Below are 18,318 nucleotides of genomic sequence, written 5' to 3' on the forward strand. Positions count from 1 at the left end.
TTGCACTTTCCAACGCCGTTCGGCCAGTTTTCAGCTTTAATCGGCTATGTCGCTGACGCCAATACGAGGTGATGATGTCGATTCCCTGGCCACGATTTCCGGTGGAAATGTTGTATGCGGATGAAAGTGATGAGTGCTTTGAAGAATAAGGCGCATGGCTTCCGTGACCATGGCTTGATATGGCGGTTTGACGGAAGTAATCGGAGGATCCGCCATCGTGGCTAAGGGGGAATCGCCGAAACTGACGATTCCAACCTCTTGTGGAACGGTTATGTGCAATTGCTGTAATGCTTCGAGAGCACCGAGCGCAATCTGATCATTGCCGCAAATAATGCCGTCCGGCCTGTTCGTTTCCGTGTTGAATATCCGCAACGCGTCTTCATATCCGCGTTTGATGGTGCGGGCACCGAATGTCGTCCATTCGGGTTCGCGGATAAGCTTGGTGATTTGATCCGAGGATTGAAATTCGATCAGTGCGTTGGAAACGCCGTCTGAATCCAGGTTTGGGCTGAGGAAGGCAATCGATGTTGCATTGCGATCAGCCAGATGCGTCACGGCTTCGTGCATTGCGGCAGTTACGTCGATGCCAATCAGATCAACAGGAGGTTTGGGACTTTGCCCTGTCAACTGAACTATTGGCATGGGAGCGGAAAGCTTGCACAAAGATTCCTCCAGGCTGCACTGTGCGGGAGGAATGACAATGAGTCCGTCGATACCTCGGGTCGCCAACGTTAGGATTTGTTCATCCAATTCTTGCTGATTCGCTGCCAAAGCAACAAGCAGGTCTTTGCCAATGTTCTTTGCGGCAGGTTCGAGTTCCGAGATAATTTGTGAAGAAAAAAAGTCGATGGGCTTTGGCATCACGATTGCCAGGATATTGCTGATTTTGCTACGCAAGGCTTTGGCTGCAGAATTCCCGGAATAATGCAACGTGGCCGCTGCACGGCGAACCTTTTTGGCGATATCGTCGTTCTTCCTTCGCCGGCCAGACAACACTCGTGAAACCGTTGCCGTTGAGACCTCCGCCAAGGCGGCCACTTCAACGATGGAATTGTTAGGTGCGTCCGCTTCGAAGTCCTCCGATGACCTCATGTTCTCACCCCAAAACCTTACGTATATCGGTTTATTTCATTTTCTACTGTATTCATTGTAATTGATGCTGTGCTTTTCTGGTGAATGGTGTCTGCTATTCTGCTTCGTGTGAGTTGGGAGACATCATTGCAGAAAGATACAAATCGTACAGGTAAAGTAGTGTTGCTGCGTCACGGCCAGACGGTATGGGCTGAAACTGGTCAATATACCGGCAGGACGGATATACCTCTTACTCAAGAGGGTGAACAGCAGGCGCGAGACGCTGGGGAGAGATTGCGCAGGCAGTTCCCGAATGGTTTTGAAAGCGACTATGTGTTCAGCAGTCCTCTGCAGCGGTCGCGTAAAACCGCTGAGCTCGCAGGGTTTACGCAGTATCACCTGTTGCCCGATATCATGGAATGGGATTATGGCCGAGCCGAGGGGCGCTCGCCGCAGCAAATCAACACCATGCTCGGACGTGAATGGAGTCTGTGGGATGAGGGGTCTTTGATTCTTGGCGAAGCGTACGAAGGGGACCGCGAGGAGCAGTTGCCGGACGGAGAGATCGTCAACGTGCACAACGGACGAGGAGAAACGCTGGATGAAGTGGCCCAACGGGCTCGTGGAGTCATTGCACAGATAGAGCCGATGGCCAAGGCTGGCCATGATGTCCTGTTGGTTGCGCATGCGCATATTATCCGCATCCTTGCTTCTCAGTGGCTCGGGCTTGACCCTCATTTCGCCAAGCTCATTCGTATGGGGACCGCCCATTATTCGGTTTTGGATCTTTACAAGGGCTATCGTGTCATCGATGGTTGGAACCTTTAGCGTCAAGGTCTGCGATTTCAGAAGACAAGGACAGTGATATCAGGCCGTGGCCGAGCGAGTTTTCGTTTCGACCGCGGCCTGATGGTGTATATGGGGCGTTGGTGGAGGAGCGTCTGCGCGTCGGGCTGGTACGTAGTCGTTGGGTATGGACGGGCCTATCGGCATTACTGATATATGTCAGATTTTTAGAAAACGTTTACTTAACTTGTCAAGCCAATATTTAGTGTATATAATCAGATTTTGAGAAAAAGATTTACCTACGGCAGGTTATAAATCTTGTGCTCTGTACCGGTTGCTCCGAATAGGGTGGCCGTTGCAATGGTTTACCGAAGAAGGAAACGAATATGAAAATACTGACAGCATGCAGTACGGGATTGGGCTCGAGTTTCATGACTCAGCTCAATATCGAAAAAGCGTTGAAGCAGCTCGGTGTCGAGGATGTTGAGACCGGACACATGGATATCGCTTCGGTCACACCTCGTTCGGCGGATGTATTATTCGTCGGACGTGACATGGCGGAAGCGGCGCAGGGGAAATGCGATGATGTGGTAGTGCTTGACAGTTTGATCGACATGAATGAGATTACCGCAAAAGTTTCTGACGCGTTGAAGCGTCATGGTGTGGCCCTCCCCACCCAGCAGTAATACATGCTGGCGATGCCGATCGTATCGTTGCATCATCGATAAATCGTAATAAAAAAAATGAGAAGACTATAAGAAGGTATAGAAAATGAACGGTTTTATGTCTGTTCTGCTTGACATTTTCCGACAGCCGTCGGTTATTGTCGCGCTGATCTCGCTGATCGGTCTGTGGGTTCAGCATAAGAAGGCCACCGACATCATGCAAGGCACCATCCGCACGATGGTCGGCTTCCTGGTGCTTACCAGCGGCACGACGGTCATCAGCAATTCGCTGGCGCCATTCGGTGATATGTTCAAGCACGCTTTCCATGTTCAGGGTGTTGTCCCCAGCAATGAGGCCGTCGTCGGCATGGTTCTTGTCAAGTATGGTTCCGAAGCGGCGTTGATCTTCTTCTTCGGTATGATCGTCAACATCCTGCTGTCGATGACTTCGCGCTTCAAATACATCTATCTTTCCGGCCATGTTGCGTTCTATATGGCCACGATGATCGCCGTGATCTTCGAGGTCTCCGGCCTGCCGACCTGGGGCGTATTGGTCTGGGGTTCCATAGCCCAAGGATTGATTGTGACGGTGTCGCCTGCGTTGGTGCAGCCGTTCATGCGTGATGTCACCGGCAGCGACGAGGTCGCCTTCGGTCACACCAGTGGTTCTTCGGTTGCGTTGGGCGGTCTTATCGCTCGCCTCACCCGTTCGAAGAAGCATCCTTCCAAGTCCACCGAGGACATCAAGTTCCCCAAGGGTTTGAGCTTCCTTCGTGACACCACCGTCATCGTCGCGCTTTCCATGATGCTTATTTACGTCGTCGTCGCGCTGTGCGCCGGCCCGACCTACATTCAGGCCAAGCTGAGCAACGGCCAGAACTTCATCGTCTTCGCGCTTCTGCAAGGTGCCACCTTCTCCGCTGGCGTGTTCATCATCCTGGCCGGCGTCCGCGTCGTCCTCAATGAGATCGTTCCTGCGTTCAAGGGCATCAGCGAGAAGCTCGTGAAGAACGCCAAGCCTGCGCTCGATGTCCCTGTCACCTTCACCTTCGCCCCGAACGCGGTGATGATTGGCTTTATCAGCTGTTTCATCGGCGCCATCGTCGGTATGCTGATTATGATCGCCTGCCATACCACCATCGTCATCCCGGGTGTCGTCTCCTGCTTCATGACCGGCGCGGCCGCCGCTGTTATCGGCAACAGCCAGAGCGGTGTGCGTGGAGCTGTTATTAGCTCCTTCGTCTCAGGCATCGCGATCAGCTTCATCCCACTGTTCCTTCTTCCGGTGCTCGGCAGCGTCGGCTTGGCCAATGTGACGTACTCCGGCCCTGACTTCGGCGTCGCCGGCCTGATCTTCGGCTATGCCAACAAGTTCGGCGGGCAGGTAGCGCTGATTGTCACCGTGATCCTCTCCGTAGTACTTTTCTACATCGCCTCGGTGCTGCTCACTCGTCGCGAGAAGGCGAAGAAGGCTGGCGTCGATTCCGCTGACGCCGATGGTGCTGCGGTTACGAACGCCTGAATGCAATTGAACGAATGCCGCTGAGTCTTGATTGACAAGGCCCGGCGGCTCGGTATAGAAATAAAAAAGGTGCGGTCCCGTCGATAAGTCGGGGCCGCACCTTTTATATTGCAGTAATCTTTTGCACGATTAACGATTATTCGCCAGGCTGGTCAAGTGCTGTAACCAGCTGGTCCGCCACGGATTCCGCGTTGTCGCCATCAACTGTGATCTCGGTGGTGTCGCCCTGCTTGATGCCAAGGCCCATGATCGAAAGAATGCTGCCGGCGTTGACGCCAGCAGCGCCGGGCTCTTTGGAAATGGTAACCTTGCAACCTGAAGCATTGACTGCCTGCACCAGCTGAGAAGCTGGGCGGGCATGGATGCCAACGGGATCGGTAATGGAAATAGTTCGAACTGCTACGGCCATGGAACACTCCTTAGTATTATCTGGCACACCAAACGATGTGAATACGTACCACATATTCTATCAGTAAAAGAAGAATTTGAGAAATCGATTACCGACTTTACTAAGCCATTTTTAAGGTGTATAGTGAATAAGAGCTGAAAAAGGTTTGCAGTGATGGTGCACAGCAAATCAAGACAAGGGGATTCAAGGCGATTTTCCGTTGTCTTACTGTTTGGACTAAGGAGACTGAATGGACATCTCAGGAATCGGCGTTGGTCGTAATGTTGCGGTTGGTCCGGTGATTCGTATGGCGGCGCCTTTGCAAGAGCCGTCGAAAGCTCCTCGCGCTGTTGGCGTCAGCGCGGACGAGGAAATGGCTCGTGTTCAGGAGTCAATGAAAACTATCAATGCAGACTTACAACGGCGTGCCGAAGCGGCCGAGAACGGCGACAAAGGCACCCAGCAAGCTGCTCCGATTCTTCAGGCCCTTGCGCAAATGGCTGCTGATCCTGCGTTGCTCGATACCATCAAAAAGGGCGTCGATGACGGAAAGACCGCGCAAAGAGCGGTATTCGAAGGATTCGCAAGTTTTGAGCAGACGCTTTCCGCTTTGGGGGGTTATATGGCTGAGCGTGCGGGTGATCTGCATGATGTCGGCCAGCGTGTAATCGCAGATTTGGAAGGTGTCCCCGCTCCGGGACTTCCGCAAAGCGACAAGCCGTTTGTGCTGGTTGCCGAGGATCTGTCGCCGGCCGACACCGCCGGTCTCGACATGGAAAAGACCCTCGCCATTGTCACCAGCCAAGGTGGACCGACCAGCCATACGGCGATTCTTGCCCGCGCGCGTGGCCTTGTCGCGGTCGTTTCCGCCGCCGGTGCCGACGATTTGAGCACAGGCCAGACGGTTATCGTCAATGCCGCCGAGGGCAGTGTGACCATCGACCCGAGTGACGATGAGATCGCTGCCGCCAATGCCGCCAAAGCCCAGGCCGACAAGGCCAAGGAACTGCGGGGTAAGCCCGGTGCGTTGAAGGACGGCACGCTTCTGCCGCTGCTGGCGAATGTCGGCAAGCCGGAAGATGCCGATCCCGCCCTTGAATACGGTGCGGAAGGTGTGGGGCTTTTCCGTTCTGAATTCCTGTTTTTGGGCAACGAGCAACCGCCGAGCGTCGAAGTGCAGACCGCAGCTTATATCAAGTTGCTGAGCCGTTTCCCCGGTAAGAAAGTCGTCATTCGTATGCTCGATGCCGGCGCGGATAAGCCGTTGCCGTTCCTGACACCCGGCGACGAGCCCAATCCCGCATTGGGCCTGCGTGGCCTGCGCTCGCTGCGGCAGCACATGGACGTGATGAACGCCCAGTTGGACGCGCTGGTGGCGGCGGACGCGCAGACGGATGCCGATTTGTGGGTGATGATGCCGATGGTCACAGACGAGCATGAAGCCGAGTATTTCGTCCGTCTCGGCAAGTCGAAAGGTCTTAAGAAAGTGGGTGTGATGGCCGAAGTGCCTTCTATCGCTTTCATGGCCGACAAAGTGGCTAAAGTAGCTGATTTCGTCTCCATTGGTACCAATGATCTGACGCAGTATACTTTGGCCGCCGACCGTACGTTAGGGTCCGTGGCTGACTATCAAACCGCATGGCACCCGGCGGTGCTTCGCGCCATCAAGATGATCGCCGACGCCGGAAACGCCAATGGCATGCCGGTCGGAGTGTGCGGAGAAGCGGCCGCCGACCCGGATTTGGCGGTGGTGCTGGCTGGTATCGGCGTCAACTCCCTGTCGATGACGCCTGTGGCGTTGGACGACGTTCGCGCCGAGCTTGCCAAATACACGATGGACGAGGCGAAAGACAAGGCGGCTCAGGCCTTGGACGGCGCTTTCTACCACCCGACCCGTTGGGATTTTGAACAGCAATGATTCCGATTACTGTTTCGGGGCAACGCTCTGAGGCAACGATTGAACATCAGAAAAACAAGAACGATAAATCAGGAGAACGAATGCTTAGCGAATATTTCAAGGATGATGTCATTCTTTTCGCTCCCGAGGTCTCGGGGTGGAATGAGGCGGTTGACAAAGTGGCCGCCCCGCTGCTCAAGAACGGCGCGATTAGAGAAGGCTATGTCGAAGCCATCAAGAAATCCATTTCATCGCCTGGCGGCACCTATATCGACTTGGGCGGGCAGGTGGCCTTGGCTCATGCCAGGCCGGAAGCGGGCGTCAATGCCACCGCACTTTCGGTGCTGCATGTAGCTGAGCCTTTCCTCTTGGCGGATTCTCCGGATCATCCCATTACGACGATGTTCTGCCTAGCCGCCAAGGATTCGAACACGCATATCGAACTGATGCAGAGCCTTGCGGGGTTGCTGACTGATGCCGACAAGCTCAAAGCGTTGGGCGAGGCGAAGAATGTGGATGATCTCAAGAAAGTTCTTTCCTGATATTTCCGATATTTATTCGTTTACGACTCGCTTGATATCGGGTGCCTATTAGACAGCCCTTGGATAAGCGATAGTTGATTTTTGTTTTTTAAAAGATGTCCCGTTCATAGAAAGGCATAACAATGAAGATTCTCACAGCGTGCAGTACCGGTCTCGGGTCGAGTTTCATGACCCAGCTCAATATCGACAAGGCGTTGAAAGAGCTCGGTGTGCAAGGTGTGGAAACCGATCATACCGACATTGCTTCGGTCACTCCCGAGTCCGCGGATACGGTTTTCGTGGGTCGAGATTTGGCGGAAACGGCACAGGGGAAGAATCCCGATGTCGTGGTGCTCAACAGCCTTATCGACATGAAAGAGATCAAGGAGAAGGTCGCTGCGGCCCTCGAACGACACGGAGTGGAGGTACCCAACAAGTGATGACGAAGGATTCCGATTTTCGGAAGTCCTCTGGGTTTGCAAAGAATTTTATTCGTTTTCAGTAATTGATAACACCAATGATGCAGCACTGCTACATCACAAAGGAGTGGCTATATACCATGAACGGTTTTGTTTCCGTTTTACTTGACATTTTCCGACAGCCATCGGTTATTGTCGCGCTGATTTCACTGATTGGCCTGGCCTTGCAGCGTAAGAAGGGCACCGATATCATGCAGGGCACCATCCGTACGATGGTCGGCTTCCTGGTACTGTCTTCCGGCGCCAGCGTCGTAAGCAACTCATTGACCCCGTTCGGCGACATGTTCGAGCACGCCTTCCACGTGCAGGGCGTAGTGCCGAACAACGAGGCCATTGTCGGCACCGTGCTGGTGAAATTCGGTTCCGAAGCGGCGTTGATCTTCTTCTTCGGCATGATCGTCAATGTTCTTCTATCGATGACTTCGCGCTTCAAATACATCTATCTTTCCGGCCACGTGGCCTTCTATATGGCCACGATGATTGCCGTGATCTTCGAGGTCTCCGGCCTGCCGACCTGGGGTGTCATCCTCTGGGGCTCCATCGCCCAGGGCCTGATCGTCACCATTTCGCCTGCGTTGGTGCAGCCGTTCATGCGTGACGTTACTGGCAGCGACGAGGTCGCCCTCGGCCACACCGGCGGTTCCGGCATCGCGCTCGGTGGCTTGGTCGCCAAGCTCACCCGTTCGAAGAAGCATCCTTCCAAGTCCACCGAGGACATCAAGTTCCCCTCCGGCCTTGGCTTCCTTCGTGACACCACCGTCATCGTGGCGCTTTCCATGGCAGTGATTTACATCGTCGTCGCGCTGTGCGCCGGCCCGACCTACATCCAGACCAAGCTCAGCAACGGCCAGAACTTCATCGTCTTCTCCATCCTTCAGGCCGCCACCTTCTCCGCAGGTGTGTTCATCATCCTGGCCGGCGTCCGTGTCGTCCTGGGTGAGATCGTTCCTGCGTTCAAGGGTATCAGCGAGAAGCTCGTGAAGAACGCCAAGCCCGCGCTTGACGTTCCCGTCACCTTCACCTTCGCCCCCAACGCCGTTCTTATCGGCTTCCTTGGCAGCTTTGTTGGCGGCATCGTCGGCATGATCATCATGATTCTTTGCCACACCACCGTTATTATCCCCGGCGTGGTGGCTTGCTTCATGACCGGTGCTGCTGCAGGCGTCATCGGCAATGGCGTCGGCGGTATCCGTGGCGCCATCACCAGCTCTTTCGTCAACGGCCTCGCCATCAGCTTCCTGCCTTTGTTCCTCCTGCCAGTGCTTGGCAGCGTTGGCCTTGGCAGCGCGACTTACTCCGATGCTGATTTCGGTGTCGCCGGTCTGATTTTCGGCTATGCGAATAAGGCTGGTGGCCAGATTGCTCTGATCGCCGCGGTCATCATCTGCGTCGTGATTTTCTACATCGCCTCTGTTCTGCTGACCCAGCGCGATAAGAAGAAGGCTGCAGCTGCTGTGGCCGCTGCCCCGTCGACGGCCGACAGTGACGCGAAGACCGAAGCCTGATATAAGGCTCTGATTTCCGTTTCATCCAATCCCAATCCTCCCTGCCGAGGGTTGGGATTTTTATGTTTTGGGTGCATTTCGTCACAAGTCTGAGAGATACTTGAATCATGAAGATTTCAGCAGATTTCACCACCATTCCCGACGATTTCACCGGGGCAGCGGTGCCCGAATACAAGGTCGACGGCACGCCCATCGTCTCGTTCCCGTTCTACATCGACGAGGTGCAGGCCAACATGCATTATCTGCACTGGCAGCTGACCGATCCCGATTCGATTCCGGTCTGCGGTTTCGAGTGGATTCATTGGTCGGCCGTCAACGTGCCGATTGACGCGTTGATGTTCGATTTCAACGATTCCCACGCCCTGCAGATTCCGCCGGACTTCTCGCGCCAACTGCCGACGATGATTCCTGAGGCCGCGCAAGGCCGCACGAGTGCCGCCAGCAAGTTCGTCGGCTCAAGCAACCCGTCAGTGACCATGCGCTACAACGGCCCGACTCCGCCTGACAAGCCTCATGGCTACGTCTTGCACGTCTGGGCCACCGTCGATCCGCTGTCGGAGATGCGCCAGGGCTTCTGGCTCAACGATTTGTACCATAAGATTCTTGATTATTCCGGTCCGATTGACGACGCCGAGATTACGTTCATCGGCAATCCGGCTGTATGATTGTGCACTTTTGCCAGTCGATTGGTAAAGTGCGTCGATTTTCAGGTATTTTTAGGTAATTCCAGCTTAGAATTCGTGTACTTTTTTCTTCTTGGTAGAAAAGTGCACGGCTTCATCTCGTAAATCATAATTATTGCATTTTAACGAAAGGAACAACAACCATGGCATGCACCACCATTCTGGTCGGTAAGGATGCGAGCTATGACGGCTCGACCATCATCGCGCGCAACGAGGATTCGGCAAACGGGGAGTTTAACCCCAAGCGTTTCGTCGTGGTCAAGCCCGCCGATCAGCCGCGGCATTATCGCAGCGTGCTGAATCATCTCGACATCGAACTGCCAGATAATCCGATGCAATACACTTCGTTGCCCAACGCGGACCTCAAAGACGGTGTCTGGGGCGAGGCGGGTGTCAACGAGGCCAACGTGGCAATGAGCGCCACGGAGACCCTGACGACCAATGAGCGCGTCATCGGCGCCGACCCGTTCGTCGAGTTCGAGCCGGCCAAGTGCAAGAAGGGCGAGCCGGACTATGTGCCCGAAGTGGCTGGCGGTATCAGCGAAGAGGATTTCCTTTCCATCGTGCTGCCATATATCAAGACCGCGCGTGAAGGCGTTCAGCGCCTGGGCTCGTTGCTCGAGCAGTACGGCACCAATGAGATGAACGGTGTCGCCTTCAGCGATGTCAACGAAATCTGGTGGCTCGAGACCGTCGGCGGTCATCATTGGATTGCCAAGCGCGTGCCCGACGAGGCCTACGTCACCATGCCGAACCAGCTGGGCATCGACGAATTCGACCTTGAAGACGCATTCGGCGAGCAGGAGAATCACATGTGCTCCGCCGACCTGAACGAGTTCATCGAGGCCAATCATCTCGACCTCGCCGTCGAAGCGACCACTCCGTTCAACCCGCGCGACGCGTTCGGTTCCCACTCAGATTCCGACCACGTCTACAACACCCCGCGCGCCTGGTACATGCAGCGTACGCTGAACCCTTACGACGAGGTGTGGGACGGGCCGGACGCCGACCATACTCCTGAATCCGATGACATTCCGTGGGCGCGGCAGCCTGAGCGCAAGGTTACCATCGAGGATGTCAAATACGTGCTGAGCTCGCACTATCAGGGCACGCCTTACGATCCGTACGGCCATCGCGGCGACGAGCACACCCGTCACATGTACCGCTGCATCGGCATCAACCGCCAAAGCCAGCTTGCGGTGATGCAGATTCGTCCGTATCGTCCGCAGTCCGACCGCGCCATCCAGTGGATTTCCTATGGTTCGAATCCCTTCAACGCACTGGTGCCGTTCTACCCGAATGTCGACGCCACGCCGGCCTATCTCGAAGCGACCACCACCCGCGTGACCAGCGAGAACCTTTACTGGGAGAACCGTATCATCGCGGCGCTGTGCAACTCCGCATTCGCTGAAACCTCCAACGCCATTGAGCGCTATCAGGAGCTGACCGGCGGCATGGGCCATCGCATGGTCGCAGCCACCGATGAGCAGATCGCCCGGCTCGGCGGCGACAAGGAGGCCAGCGCCGAATCCATGGCACAGGCCGAACTCAACGCAGGCAATCCCGAAGGCGATGTCGAGCCGATGAAACCGGACCAGATCATCGCTGCCACTCGCAACGCTGAAGTGCGCGAGATTTTGCGCACTGCCAACCAATCGATGGCCGACCAAATCAAGAAGGAAACCGATTCGCTACTCGACACCGTGCTCTACACGGCTTCGATGAAGATGGCCAACGGCTTCAACCGCTCCGACAACTAAAGTGGCTGGTTTCCTCAGTCAAAAGGTCGGTCGATGGAAATCAAAGAATGGCAGTGTTTTGCCGTCCCGGGTTTCATGTCGATCGGCCTTTTTGATATCGACCATTATGGAAACTGTTTCTGAGCGTTTTATCCTTCGCGGCGACGCGTACTGATAGGCTTTTGGTATTGGTTGCGGGTTTATCGGTACGGTTGATTCGTAGGTTAGATTATATCTAGTAACGATATAATTCCGTAATTTCGGATGATTCTTACGCGCGTTGAAAGCAGGTACGGCATGGCTCTGATCGATCAATTCACCACCCAGTATGGACTGGTCAAAAAAATCGACGCATTCGGATATCTCGATTACCTGAAAAACCACGCCGATGAGCCGCGCAAGCACGGGCAGGTTGTGCTCGTCACCGCCGATACGCCGCTGAAGGCTTCGCGTGGCGAAGGAAAGACCACCACCACCATCGCGCTAATCGACGCGCTGCGTGCCCGTGGCATTGACGCGACCGCAGTACTGCGCCAGCCGAGCATGGGCATCACCGCGGCTGGCTCCAAGGGTGGCGCTTCGGGCGGTGGCAAATCCTCGCTTTCCCATCCCGAATTGATTGACTGGGGCCTGTGCGGCGAAATGGCTGCCATCGAGAACGCGCAGAACCTGCTGGTTTCCTTCGCAGAGAAGGCCATTGATGATGGCGTTATCGACACTATCCTCGTGCCGCGCGTCTCCGAAGTGCCGTCGCGCTCGCTGCGTCAGATTGCCGTCGACCGTGGTAAGGGCAATGTGCCCGAGCGCGTCGTGCTGACCCCGACCTGCGAGCTGATGCAGATTGTCGTACTTTCCCATTCCATGGACGAGATTGCCGAGCGTGTCTCGAAGATGGTCGCTGGCACCAAGGATGGCAACCCTGTCGCTTTCGGCGATTTCATTGACCTTTGGCGCATCACCGGCATCCTCGGCGATGCGGTGAAGCCGGCGCAGACCGAGACCGTCAACGGTTCGCCGGTCTATGTGCACTGCGGCCCGTTCGCCAACGTGTCGCTGGGCATCCCGAGCCTGATTTCCGTGGAGATGGCCTGCGCGCTGCACGACGTCGTGGTGGTCGAAGCCGGATACGGCGCCGATGCCGGTGCCCAGAAATGGCTCGACATCGCCTGTCGCGAGTACGGCGCCGAATGGCCGGCCGCCGCCGTGGTGGTCACCCGTGCTTCGACCTGGCGCGACGACCCGAAGTTGGCCTGGCGTTACCCGTTCCATGTTCATCGTCTCGAAAACCTTGGTATTCCGACCTTCCCGCTGGTCAATCTCTGGGACGGCGAGGACGACCAGATCGATTCCCTGCGTGACACCGCGAAATCATTGGACTTCCGCAACCCGATTATCGGCAACCTCTTCCGTGACGGCGGCGAGGCTTTGGCTCCGCAGCTTGACGCGTTCGTGGAGGCACTTGACGATGCGAATAACGCCGACAATGCCAACGCGACCAATGCTCCTGCCGATTCCGACGATCCGGAAGCCGCCGACAACCGCGCCAGCCACAAGGGCATGGGCCTGGTCGAAGACGTGAAGTGGATTGCTGACAACGCGTACGGCGTTCCGGCCGACCGCGTGCTGACCAAACTCGGTTTCGCCGAGTCCCTGGCCGCTGCGACCGATTTGTGCAACGGTGTCGGAACGAGTATTGATGACCTCGCCGTGGTGGCGGTGAAGTCCCCGGCCACGATGACCGACGATGATTCTGCTGCCACCGACGAGCGCACAGTAACGCTTAAGAAAGTCGAGCCGCACCTTGGCGCCGGTGTGGTGCAGGTCAACCTCACCACATCGCTCACTACCCCGATGCCCAAGATCGTCTGAGGATGCCGTATGGCTGAAGACGACAAGGGCGACGAGAGCGATACCCACGGTGGAGTCGACAGCACCCAGCTGAGTACTGACCAGCGTGCGGCCATTTCCGGCCTTGCCAAAGACAATGTCTATGTCAAACAGTCCAAGTGGACCACGTTCCGTGAGCTCCCCGCCGGCCAAAAAGGGACGTATTTCGTCCAGAACTTTCTGCTGGGCACGGTCGTGGTTGTCGTCGCTCTCGTTATCGTCATTTCGCTGGTGGTCACGTATCTGACCAAGCCGCCCACGCCGGTTTTCACGCTGGAAGCGGTGAATATGCACCAGGATTCCGAGCAGATCAGTGCGTTGAAAGACGGATTCGTCAAATATGATAACGTCAAGGACGCGCGTCGAGTGAGCTTTGGCAGCAGCCTCAACATCGGCAAAAACAGTTACACCGATGATTCCCCGAAAATCATGACTCAGGTTGCGGCCGGTCAGATTAACGCCATGGCCTCTGACAAAAAGACGATAGCAACGCTGAACAAACGCGGCCTTGTCAACAAGCCCTCAGAAGTGCTCGCAGGCTCGGAGCTCAAGCGGTACTTGGATATGGGCGTTCTGGTTGACGCGAAAGGTAATCCGGCCACGAGTGCAAAAGACGCCATCGCCTTCGATCTTTCCCGTTCGCAGACCTGGAAGGCCAAGGGTCTGCCGAGCGATGCGCTGTTTGGTTTCAGCAACGTCAAGAGCGGCAAGGATCATCCTCGCGCCTTCGTGCGCTATCTGGATTTCAAATAAAGCGGTGTTGAAAATTATCGGCGCCTAAGCTGCGGAAGCCGAAATGGATGTTGGCCAACAGCGACAACAAAAGGCGACAAACAGACCAATGAAAATTCTTGGTTTGTTTATCGCCTTTTAATAATTACTATAAGGTGCTGTTCGTTGCTATTTAGCGCCGCGGCAGACAGAAATCAGAAGTTGCCGCCGTTCCAGCCCCAGTCGCCGGTAGCCGTATAGCGGATGTAGGTGCGGTCTTCTGGCACGCCGAGTTCGTCGTGAAGCGCGGTCATGATTTGCTTCGTCATCGACTCCCAGACGGAGCGGTCGATGCTGCCGGGCGCGCCCATGACATTGACCTCGACATAGGCCGCCGGCTTGGCGTCGGTGCCGCCGAAGTAAATCGGCATATTGTCCTCGAACGGGCACATCAGCCAGCTCTCGGTCTTGCCGGGAACGGCGGTGATGGCCTTGCCGTACGCGGCCTTGAGCGCCTCGCGCTGCGCCTGCGTGGTGGAAACGGAAACGTGGGTATGGATGACTGGCATGATAGTTCCTTGCGTTTTGCGGTGAATCGTTATCGTCACTGATATTTTATGACAAGCGTTGTGTATAGCACCACGTTGATTCCATTTCTGGCCTGCTGGTTGCTTGCGTTCGTGATGCTCGCGTCTGTTCTGGTGTTGTGTCCGCAATCCGGCATTCTGTTCGCCGCATTCGTGTCTCGGTTTCTTTCCGTTTGCAATCGATGAATGCGTTTGTATGTCAGCTCGTCAGTGCCTTAATGTGGCGGTGGTGCGCAGATTATCGGGGTATTTGGTGCAGAGTATGCCCGCTAGGGCCCTTATCGCTTCAGTTGTGCGTACATTAAGAATGTTGACACAAAGCGGTATGACGCGATGTATTAAAAAGTATCAATACATGATACCTAAGGATTTTAAAGCCAATCGCAACGCGCGAATGTGGTTGACGAAATATGAGGGGAAGGAACGGCAAACGATGAGCGGTAGGCAAGCCCAGGAACCGAGTAGCAGCGTAGCGACGGCCCCCGGGAAACTGTATATCGCTGGTGAATATGCCGTGGTCGAGCACGGCCATCCCGCGATTCTCATCGCTGTCAATCGACTTTTGACCGCCCGCATCACCGAGCATGACGCCACTTCCGCGGTCGCTCAACTCCAGTCTTTCGGCGTCGATCCGGTCGGCCGTATCCATTCCGCAGGCCATCCCGAGGCATCGGTTACCTGGCGACGTCGCGCGGGACGTGCGGTGCCTGACGTGGAGCAGCCGGGCGCGGCGTTCGTGCTTTCCGTCATCCACGCGGTCGAGGAATTGGCGCAGCAGCAGGGCAGAGCCCTCAAAATCTACGATGTCAATATCGAAAGCGAACTTGACGATGCTTCCGGCCGCAAGTATGGCCTCGGCTCGTCTGCAGCGGTGACTGTGGCCATGATGAAGGCGCTCACTGCGTTTTACGGCCTCGAACTTGACCCGATTCAGCAGTACAAACTCGCGTTCGTTTCGGCAAGCCGCGCCCAGAAGGTCGGCTCCGGAGGAGACCTGGCGGCAAGCCTGTTCGGCGGCTGTATCCGTTTCACGGCTGTCGACCGGCAGTGGGTTACCAATCGTTTGCAGGACACCGCGCTGAGCGATTTGATCGACATGCCATGGCCGGGGCTGAGCATTGCACGGCTTCGTGCATTTGAGCCCGACAGCAGCTTGCGTCTGATGGTTGGATGGACCGGTAATCCCGCGTCCACGCCTTCGCTCGTCGGCCACGTCCAGCAGCAGAGCGCCGCCGAACACGAGCGGACGTATCAGGACTTTTTGAGCGGTAGCGATGCCTGCGTCGACGCGTTGGCTTCGGCGTTGATTCGCAACGACGAACAGGCCGTCATTGCATGCGTGCGCGAGGCCCGAAAGCTGTTGCAAACTCTTTCTTCGTTTACCGGTGTGACCATCGAAACCCCAGCCTTGCGTGCTCTGGTCGAGGTCGCGGAAAATCATGGAGCAGCAGCGAAAAGCTCCGGTGCGGGTGGCGGCGACTGTGGCATCGCGATTGCCGGACCGAGTGCCGATTGCGCTGCCATCACACGTGGCTGGCAGGAGAAGAGCATCGTTCCGCTGAATCTTTCGGTGCATGCCCCGCAAGTCGAGCTCACCGATTGGGCGGGTGGTGTTTCCGCCGGTATGTCTGGTGGAATTGCTGGAAGCGCTCGTGCAGAAGAAAATTTTTTCGAAAGGACCGGCGGTAGTGAAGGCTCTGGAGTCGGTGGTATCGCAGGTGTTGCCGGTATAGCTGATATTGCTGGTGTCTCACGTGGTGTCGATGGCGTCAGCGGTGCAGGCGCCGGAGGTGCTAACGGTACTTTTGGTGTTAACGGTGTCACAGGTGCCGCTGGAGCTGGAATTGCCGGTAATAGCGGTGCCGGCATCGCCAGTTCCGGGATGTCGAATATGTCGGCTCCGAACGTATCGGCAGGTCATGTACTTGGCCTAAATTCGCAGTTCCCTGCTGCCGGGACGAACCGCAAAGACGACCACGTTCGTCTCGCGCTCGCTGAACATGCGGATATGCAGCGTAATGCATTTGATGATATTGCGTTCGTTCATCACAGCCTGGGCAGTGTTGACGTCAACGACGTTGATATGACCACGCAGGTTTGCGGTGCAACGTGGGACGTGCCGTTTTATATCAACGCGATGACCGGTGGATCGGCCAAAACCGGCGCAATCAACGCTTCATTCGCGCGCGTCGCCGCCGCGACCGGCTTAGCTATGGCCTCCGGTTCGCAGCACGCAGCCATTCGCGACTCGAAACTCGAGCCGACGTTCACCACGATTCGTGAGTATGACCCGTCTGGTTTCGTCTTTGCCAACGTCGGGCTTTCCGTGAGTGTCGAGCAGGCCTTGCATGCCGTCAAGATGATTCATGCCGACGCCCTTCAGATTCATATCAACGCTGCCCAAGAGCTCGTGATGCCGGAAGGCTCGCGCGATTTCGACGCGTGGCCAGAGCGTATAGCAGCGATCGTGAAGGCTTCGCCGGTGCCAGTGATGGTCAAGGAAGTCGGCTTCGGCATGAGTGCGCGAACCGTGCGGCAACTGGCTGAGCTCGGCGTGTGCACTGTCGATGTCAGCGGCCGCGGTGGCACTGATTTTGCCCGTATCGAAAACGCTCGACGACAGGCTCATGAATACGGCTATATGGCCGGCTGGGGCCAGTCCACGGCGTTGTGTCTGCTTGCGTTGTTGCCGAATAAATGTAATGCACTAAATAATGATAGTGCTAGTGAATTCTCCTCAAATTCCGGTAACGTTACAACCGATGCCAACTTACCCGCCAATGGCACGAATAAGACCGGGAACAAAGTGATTGGTTGCGGCGAAACCAACGTGGCCGTGCTGGCTTCGGGCGGCGTGCGCAATCCGCTCGACGTAGTGAAGGCGCTCGCACTGGGTGCTAAAGCCGTCGGCATTTCCGGCCACTTCCTGCAGGTGTTGAACGCCTCTGGCGAAGACGGCCTGATCGCCGAAATCAACAGCTGGAAGAGTCAGGTCCGCTCGCTGATGGCCTTGCTCGGCGCGAAAACCGTCGTCGACTTGCGCCGCACAGACCTGTTGGTCACCGGCAAAACCGCCGAAGAAGCCCGTTTACTTGGTGTCGACCTGTCGACGCTTGCGAAACGTTGCTGAGTAATCGGTGTCTGTCGCCGTTCGCTAAACATCGTTGAATAATCGTTGATTTGACTGCTCTGACGAAGCATCGCAGAAACCACGTCGAGGAAATGCCCTTGCACAAATCCCGCTTGCGGACTTCAATGGAATCATGTTTCCTGACTTTTTGAGTGAAGATGCCGAAACCGTGGCGAAAGGGCTGCTCGGCTGCACGTTGACGCGCGTCATCGACGGCGAGACGCTGACGGTGCGCATCGTGGAAACCGAAGCCTACGATGAGCTTGACCCCGCGAGCCACACCTTCCACGGCAAAAGTGAACGCAACCGTGCGATGTTCGGCCCGTCCGGCCATGCCTACATTTACCTGATTTACGGCATGAATCTGTGTATGAACGTCACCGCGTTCGAGGAGGGCTTCGGTGCGGGTGCGCTGATTCGTGCCGCCGAACCGATGGATACGCGAACCGTTGAAATTATCGAAAAACGCCGTGGCGGTCGCCGTATCAAAGATTGTTTGAATGGTCCAGGCAAGATATGCAAGTCGCTGGGCATCACGATGGATCTCTATGGTCATAATCTGCGCAAGCCGCCGCTGAGCCTCGAAACCGGTTCGTTGCGCCCCGGCGAACGTATCGAAGCCACGCAACGCATCGGCATCAGCAAGGCTAAAGACCGCCCACGCCGTTTCATCATTGCCGGCAATCCGTATCTCTCGCGGTAAGGCTGGCAGGCTGGGTCTGACATGTCGGATTCTGCTGATTTTCG

The 18,318-nt window shown here is 56.1% G+C and carries 16 protein-coding genes; 13 read left to right on the forward strand and 3 right to left on the reverse strand.

All coding sequences use genetic code 11. From position 1 onward, the window contains the following. Window positions 1-36: 36 nt before the first annotated feature. Window positions 37-1,092, reverse strand: a complete 1,056-nt coding sequence (locus OZX72_RS01070) for a LacI family DNA-binding transcriptional regulator (protein ID WP_277158622.1) — start codon at window positions 1,090-1,092, stop codon at window positions 37-39. Between the two features lie 84 nt (window positions 1,093-1,176). Here OZX72_RS01070 and OZX72_RS01075 point away from each other — a divergent pair, with 84 nt between their 5' ends. The 3 genes from OZX72_RS01075 (at window position 1,177) to OZX72_RS01085 (ending at window position 4,044) form a co-directional block, all read left to right on the forward strand. After that, entirely contained in the window at window positions 1,177-1,899 is a 723-nt protein-coding gene (locus OZX72_RS01075) for a histidine phosphatase family protein (protein ID WP_277158623.1), read from the forward strand. A gap of 344 nt (window positions 1,900-2,243) precedes the next feature. After that, window positions 2,244-2,543, forward strand: coding sequence for a PTS sugar transporter subunit IIB (locus tag OZX72_RS01080; RefSeq protein ID WP_277158624.1), 300 nt, complete (start codon window positions 2,244-2,246; stop codon window positions 2,541-2,543). An 85-nt stretch (window positions 2,544-2,628) separates the two neighbouring features. Then, window positions 2,629-4,044: a PTS ascorbate transporter subunit IIC gene (locus OZX72_RS01085; RefSeq protein WP_277158625.1), complete on the forward strand. Its 1,416-nt coding sequence runs from the start codon at window positions 2,629-2,631 to the stop codon at window positions 4,042-4,044. Between the two features lie 136 nt (window positions 4,045-4,180). Here the strand turns inward: OZX72_RS01085 and OZX72_RS01090 are convergent, their stop codons facing one another. Beyond that, complete coding sequence (locus tag OZX72_RS01090) at window positions 4,181-4,453, reverse strand: HPr family phosphocarrier protein (protein ID WP_277158626.1); 273 nt, start codon at window positions 4,451-4,453, stop codon at window positions 4,181-4,183. Between the two features lie 229 nt (window positions 4,454-4,682). Here OZX72_RS01090 and ptsP point away from each other — a divergent pair, with 229 nt between their 5' ends. The 8 genes from ptsP (at window position 4,683) to OZX72_RS01130 (ending at window position 13,896) form a co-directional block, all read left to right on the forward strand. Continuing rightward, window positions 4,683-6,350, forward strand: a complete 1,668-nt coding sequence (ptsP, locus tag OZX72_RS01095; RefSeq protein WP_277158627.1) for a phosphoenolpyruvate--protein phosphotransferase — start codon at window positions 4,683-4,685, stop codon at window positions 6,348-6,350. An 80-nt stretch (window positions 6,351-6,430) separates the two neighbouring features. Then, a complete protein-coding gene (locus tag OZX72_RS01100) occupies window positions 6,431-6,871 on the forward strand; it encodes a PTS sugar transporter subunit IIA (protein ID WP_277158628.1) in 441 nt (146 codons plus the stop codon). A 122-nt stretch (window positions 6,872-6,993) separates the two neighbouring features. Continuing rightward, window positions 6,994-7,290: a PTS sugar transporter subunit IIB gene (locus tag OZX72_RS01105; RefSeq protein WP_277158629.1), complete on the forward strand. Its 297-nt coding sequence runs from the start codon at window positions 6,994-6,996 to the stop codon at window positions 7,288-7,290. Window positions 7,291-7,409: 119 nt separating this feature from the next. Then, on the forward strand, window positions 7,410-8,834 hold the full coding sequence (locus OZX72_RS01110) for a PTS ascorbate transporter subunit IIC (RefSeq protein ID WP_277158630.1): 1,425 nt from the start codon (window positions 7,410-7,412) through the stop codon (window positions 8,832-8,834). A gap of 107 nt (window positions 8,835-8,941) precedes the next feature. Next, entirely contained in the window at window positions 8,942-9,499 is a 558-nt protein-coding gene (locus tag OZX72_RS01115) for a YbhB/YbcL family Raf kinase inhibitor-like protein (RefSeq protein WP_277158631.1), read from the forward strand. Window positions 9,500-9,660: 161 nt separating this feature from the next. Beyond that, window positions 9,661-11,277, forward strand: coding sequence for a C69 family dipeptidase (locus tag OZX72_RS01120; RefSeq protein WP_277158632.1), 1,617 nt, complete (start codon window positions 9,661-9,663; stop codon window positions 11,275-11,277). 276 nt (window positions 11,278-11,553) lie between these two features. Continuing rightward, entirely contained in the window at window positions 11,554-13,125 is a 1,572-nt protein-coding gene (locus OZX72_RS01125) for a formate--tetrahydrofolate ligase (protein ID WP_277158633.1), read from the forward strand. A 9-nt stretch (window positions 13,126-13,134) separates the two neighbouring features. Beyond that, window positions 13,135-13,896, forward strand: a complete 762-nt coding sequence (locus tag OZX72_RS01130) for a hypothetical protein (protein ID WP_277158634.1) — start codon at window positions 13,135-13,137, stop codon at window positions 13,894-13,896. A gap of 173 nt (window positions 13,897-14,069) precedes the next feature. Here OZX72_RS01130 and OZX72_RS01135 read toward each other — a convergent pair whose 3' ends face one another. After that, window positions 14,070-14,423 (reverse strand): phenylpyruvate tautomerase MIF-related protein, encoded by a 354-nt coding sequence (locus tag OZX72_RS01135; protein WP_277158635.1) that lies wholly within the window; start codon window positions 14,421-14,423, stop codon window positions 14,070-14,072. Window positions 14,424-14,874: 451 nt separating this feature from the next. Here OZX72_RS01135 and OZX72_RS01140 point away from each other — a divergent pair, with 451 nt between their 5' ends. Both OZX72_RS01140 and OZX72_RS01145 read left to right on the forward strand, forming a co-directional pair. Beyond that, window positions 14,875-17,571 (forward strand): phosphomevalonate kinase, encoded by a 2,697-nt coding sequence (locus OZX72_RS01140; RefSeq protein WP_277158636.1) that lies wholly within the window; start codon window positions 14,875-14,877, stop codon window positions 17,569-17,571. A 148-nt stretch (window positions 17,572-17,719) separates the two neighbouring features. Then, window positions 17,720-18,274, forward strand: a complete 555-nt coding sequence (locus tag OZX72_RS01145; RefSeq protein WP_277158637.1) for a DNA-3-methyladenine glycosylase — start codon at window positions 17,720-17,722, stop codon at window positions 18,272-18,274. Window positions 18,275-18,318: the final 44 nt, after the last annotated feature.

The organism is Bifidobacterium sp. ESL0769 (assembly GCF_029395495.1).
GTDB lineage: Bacteria > Actinomycetota > Actinomycetes > Actinomycetales > Bifidobacteriaceae > Bifidobacterium.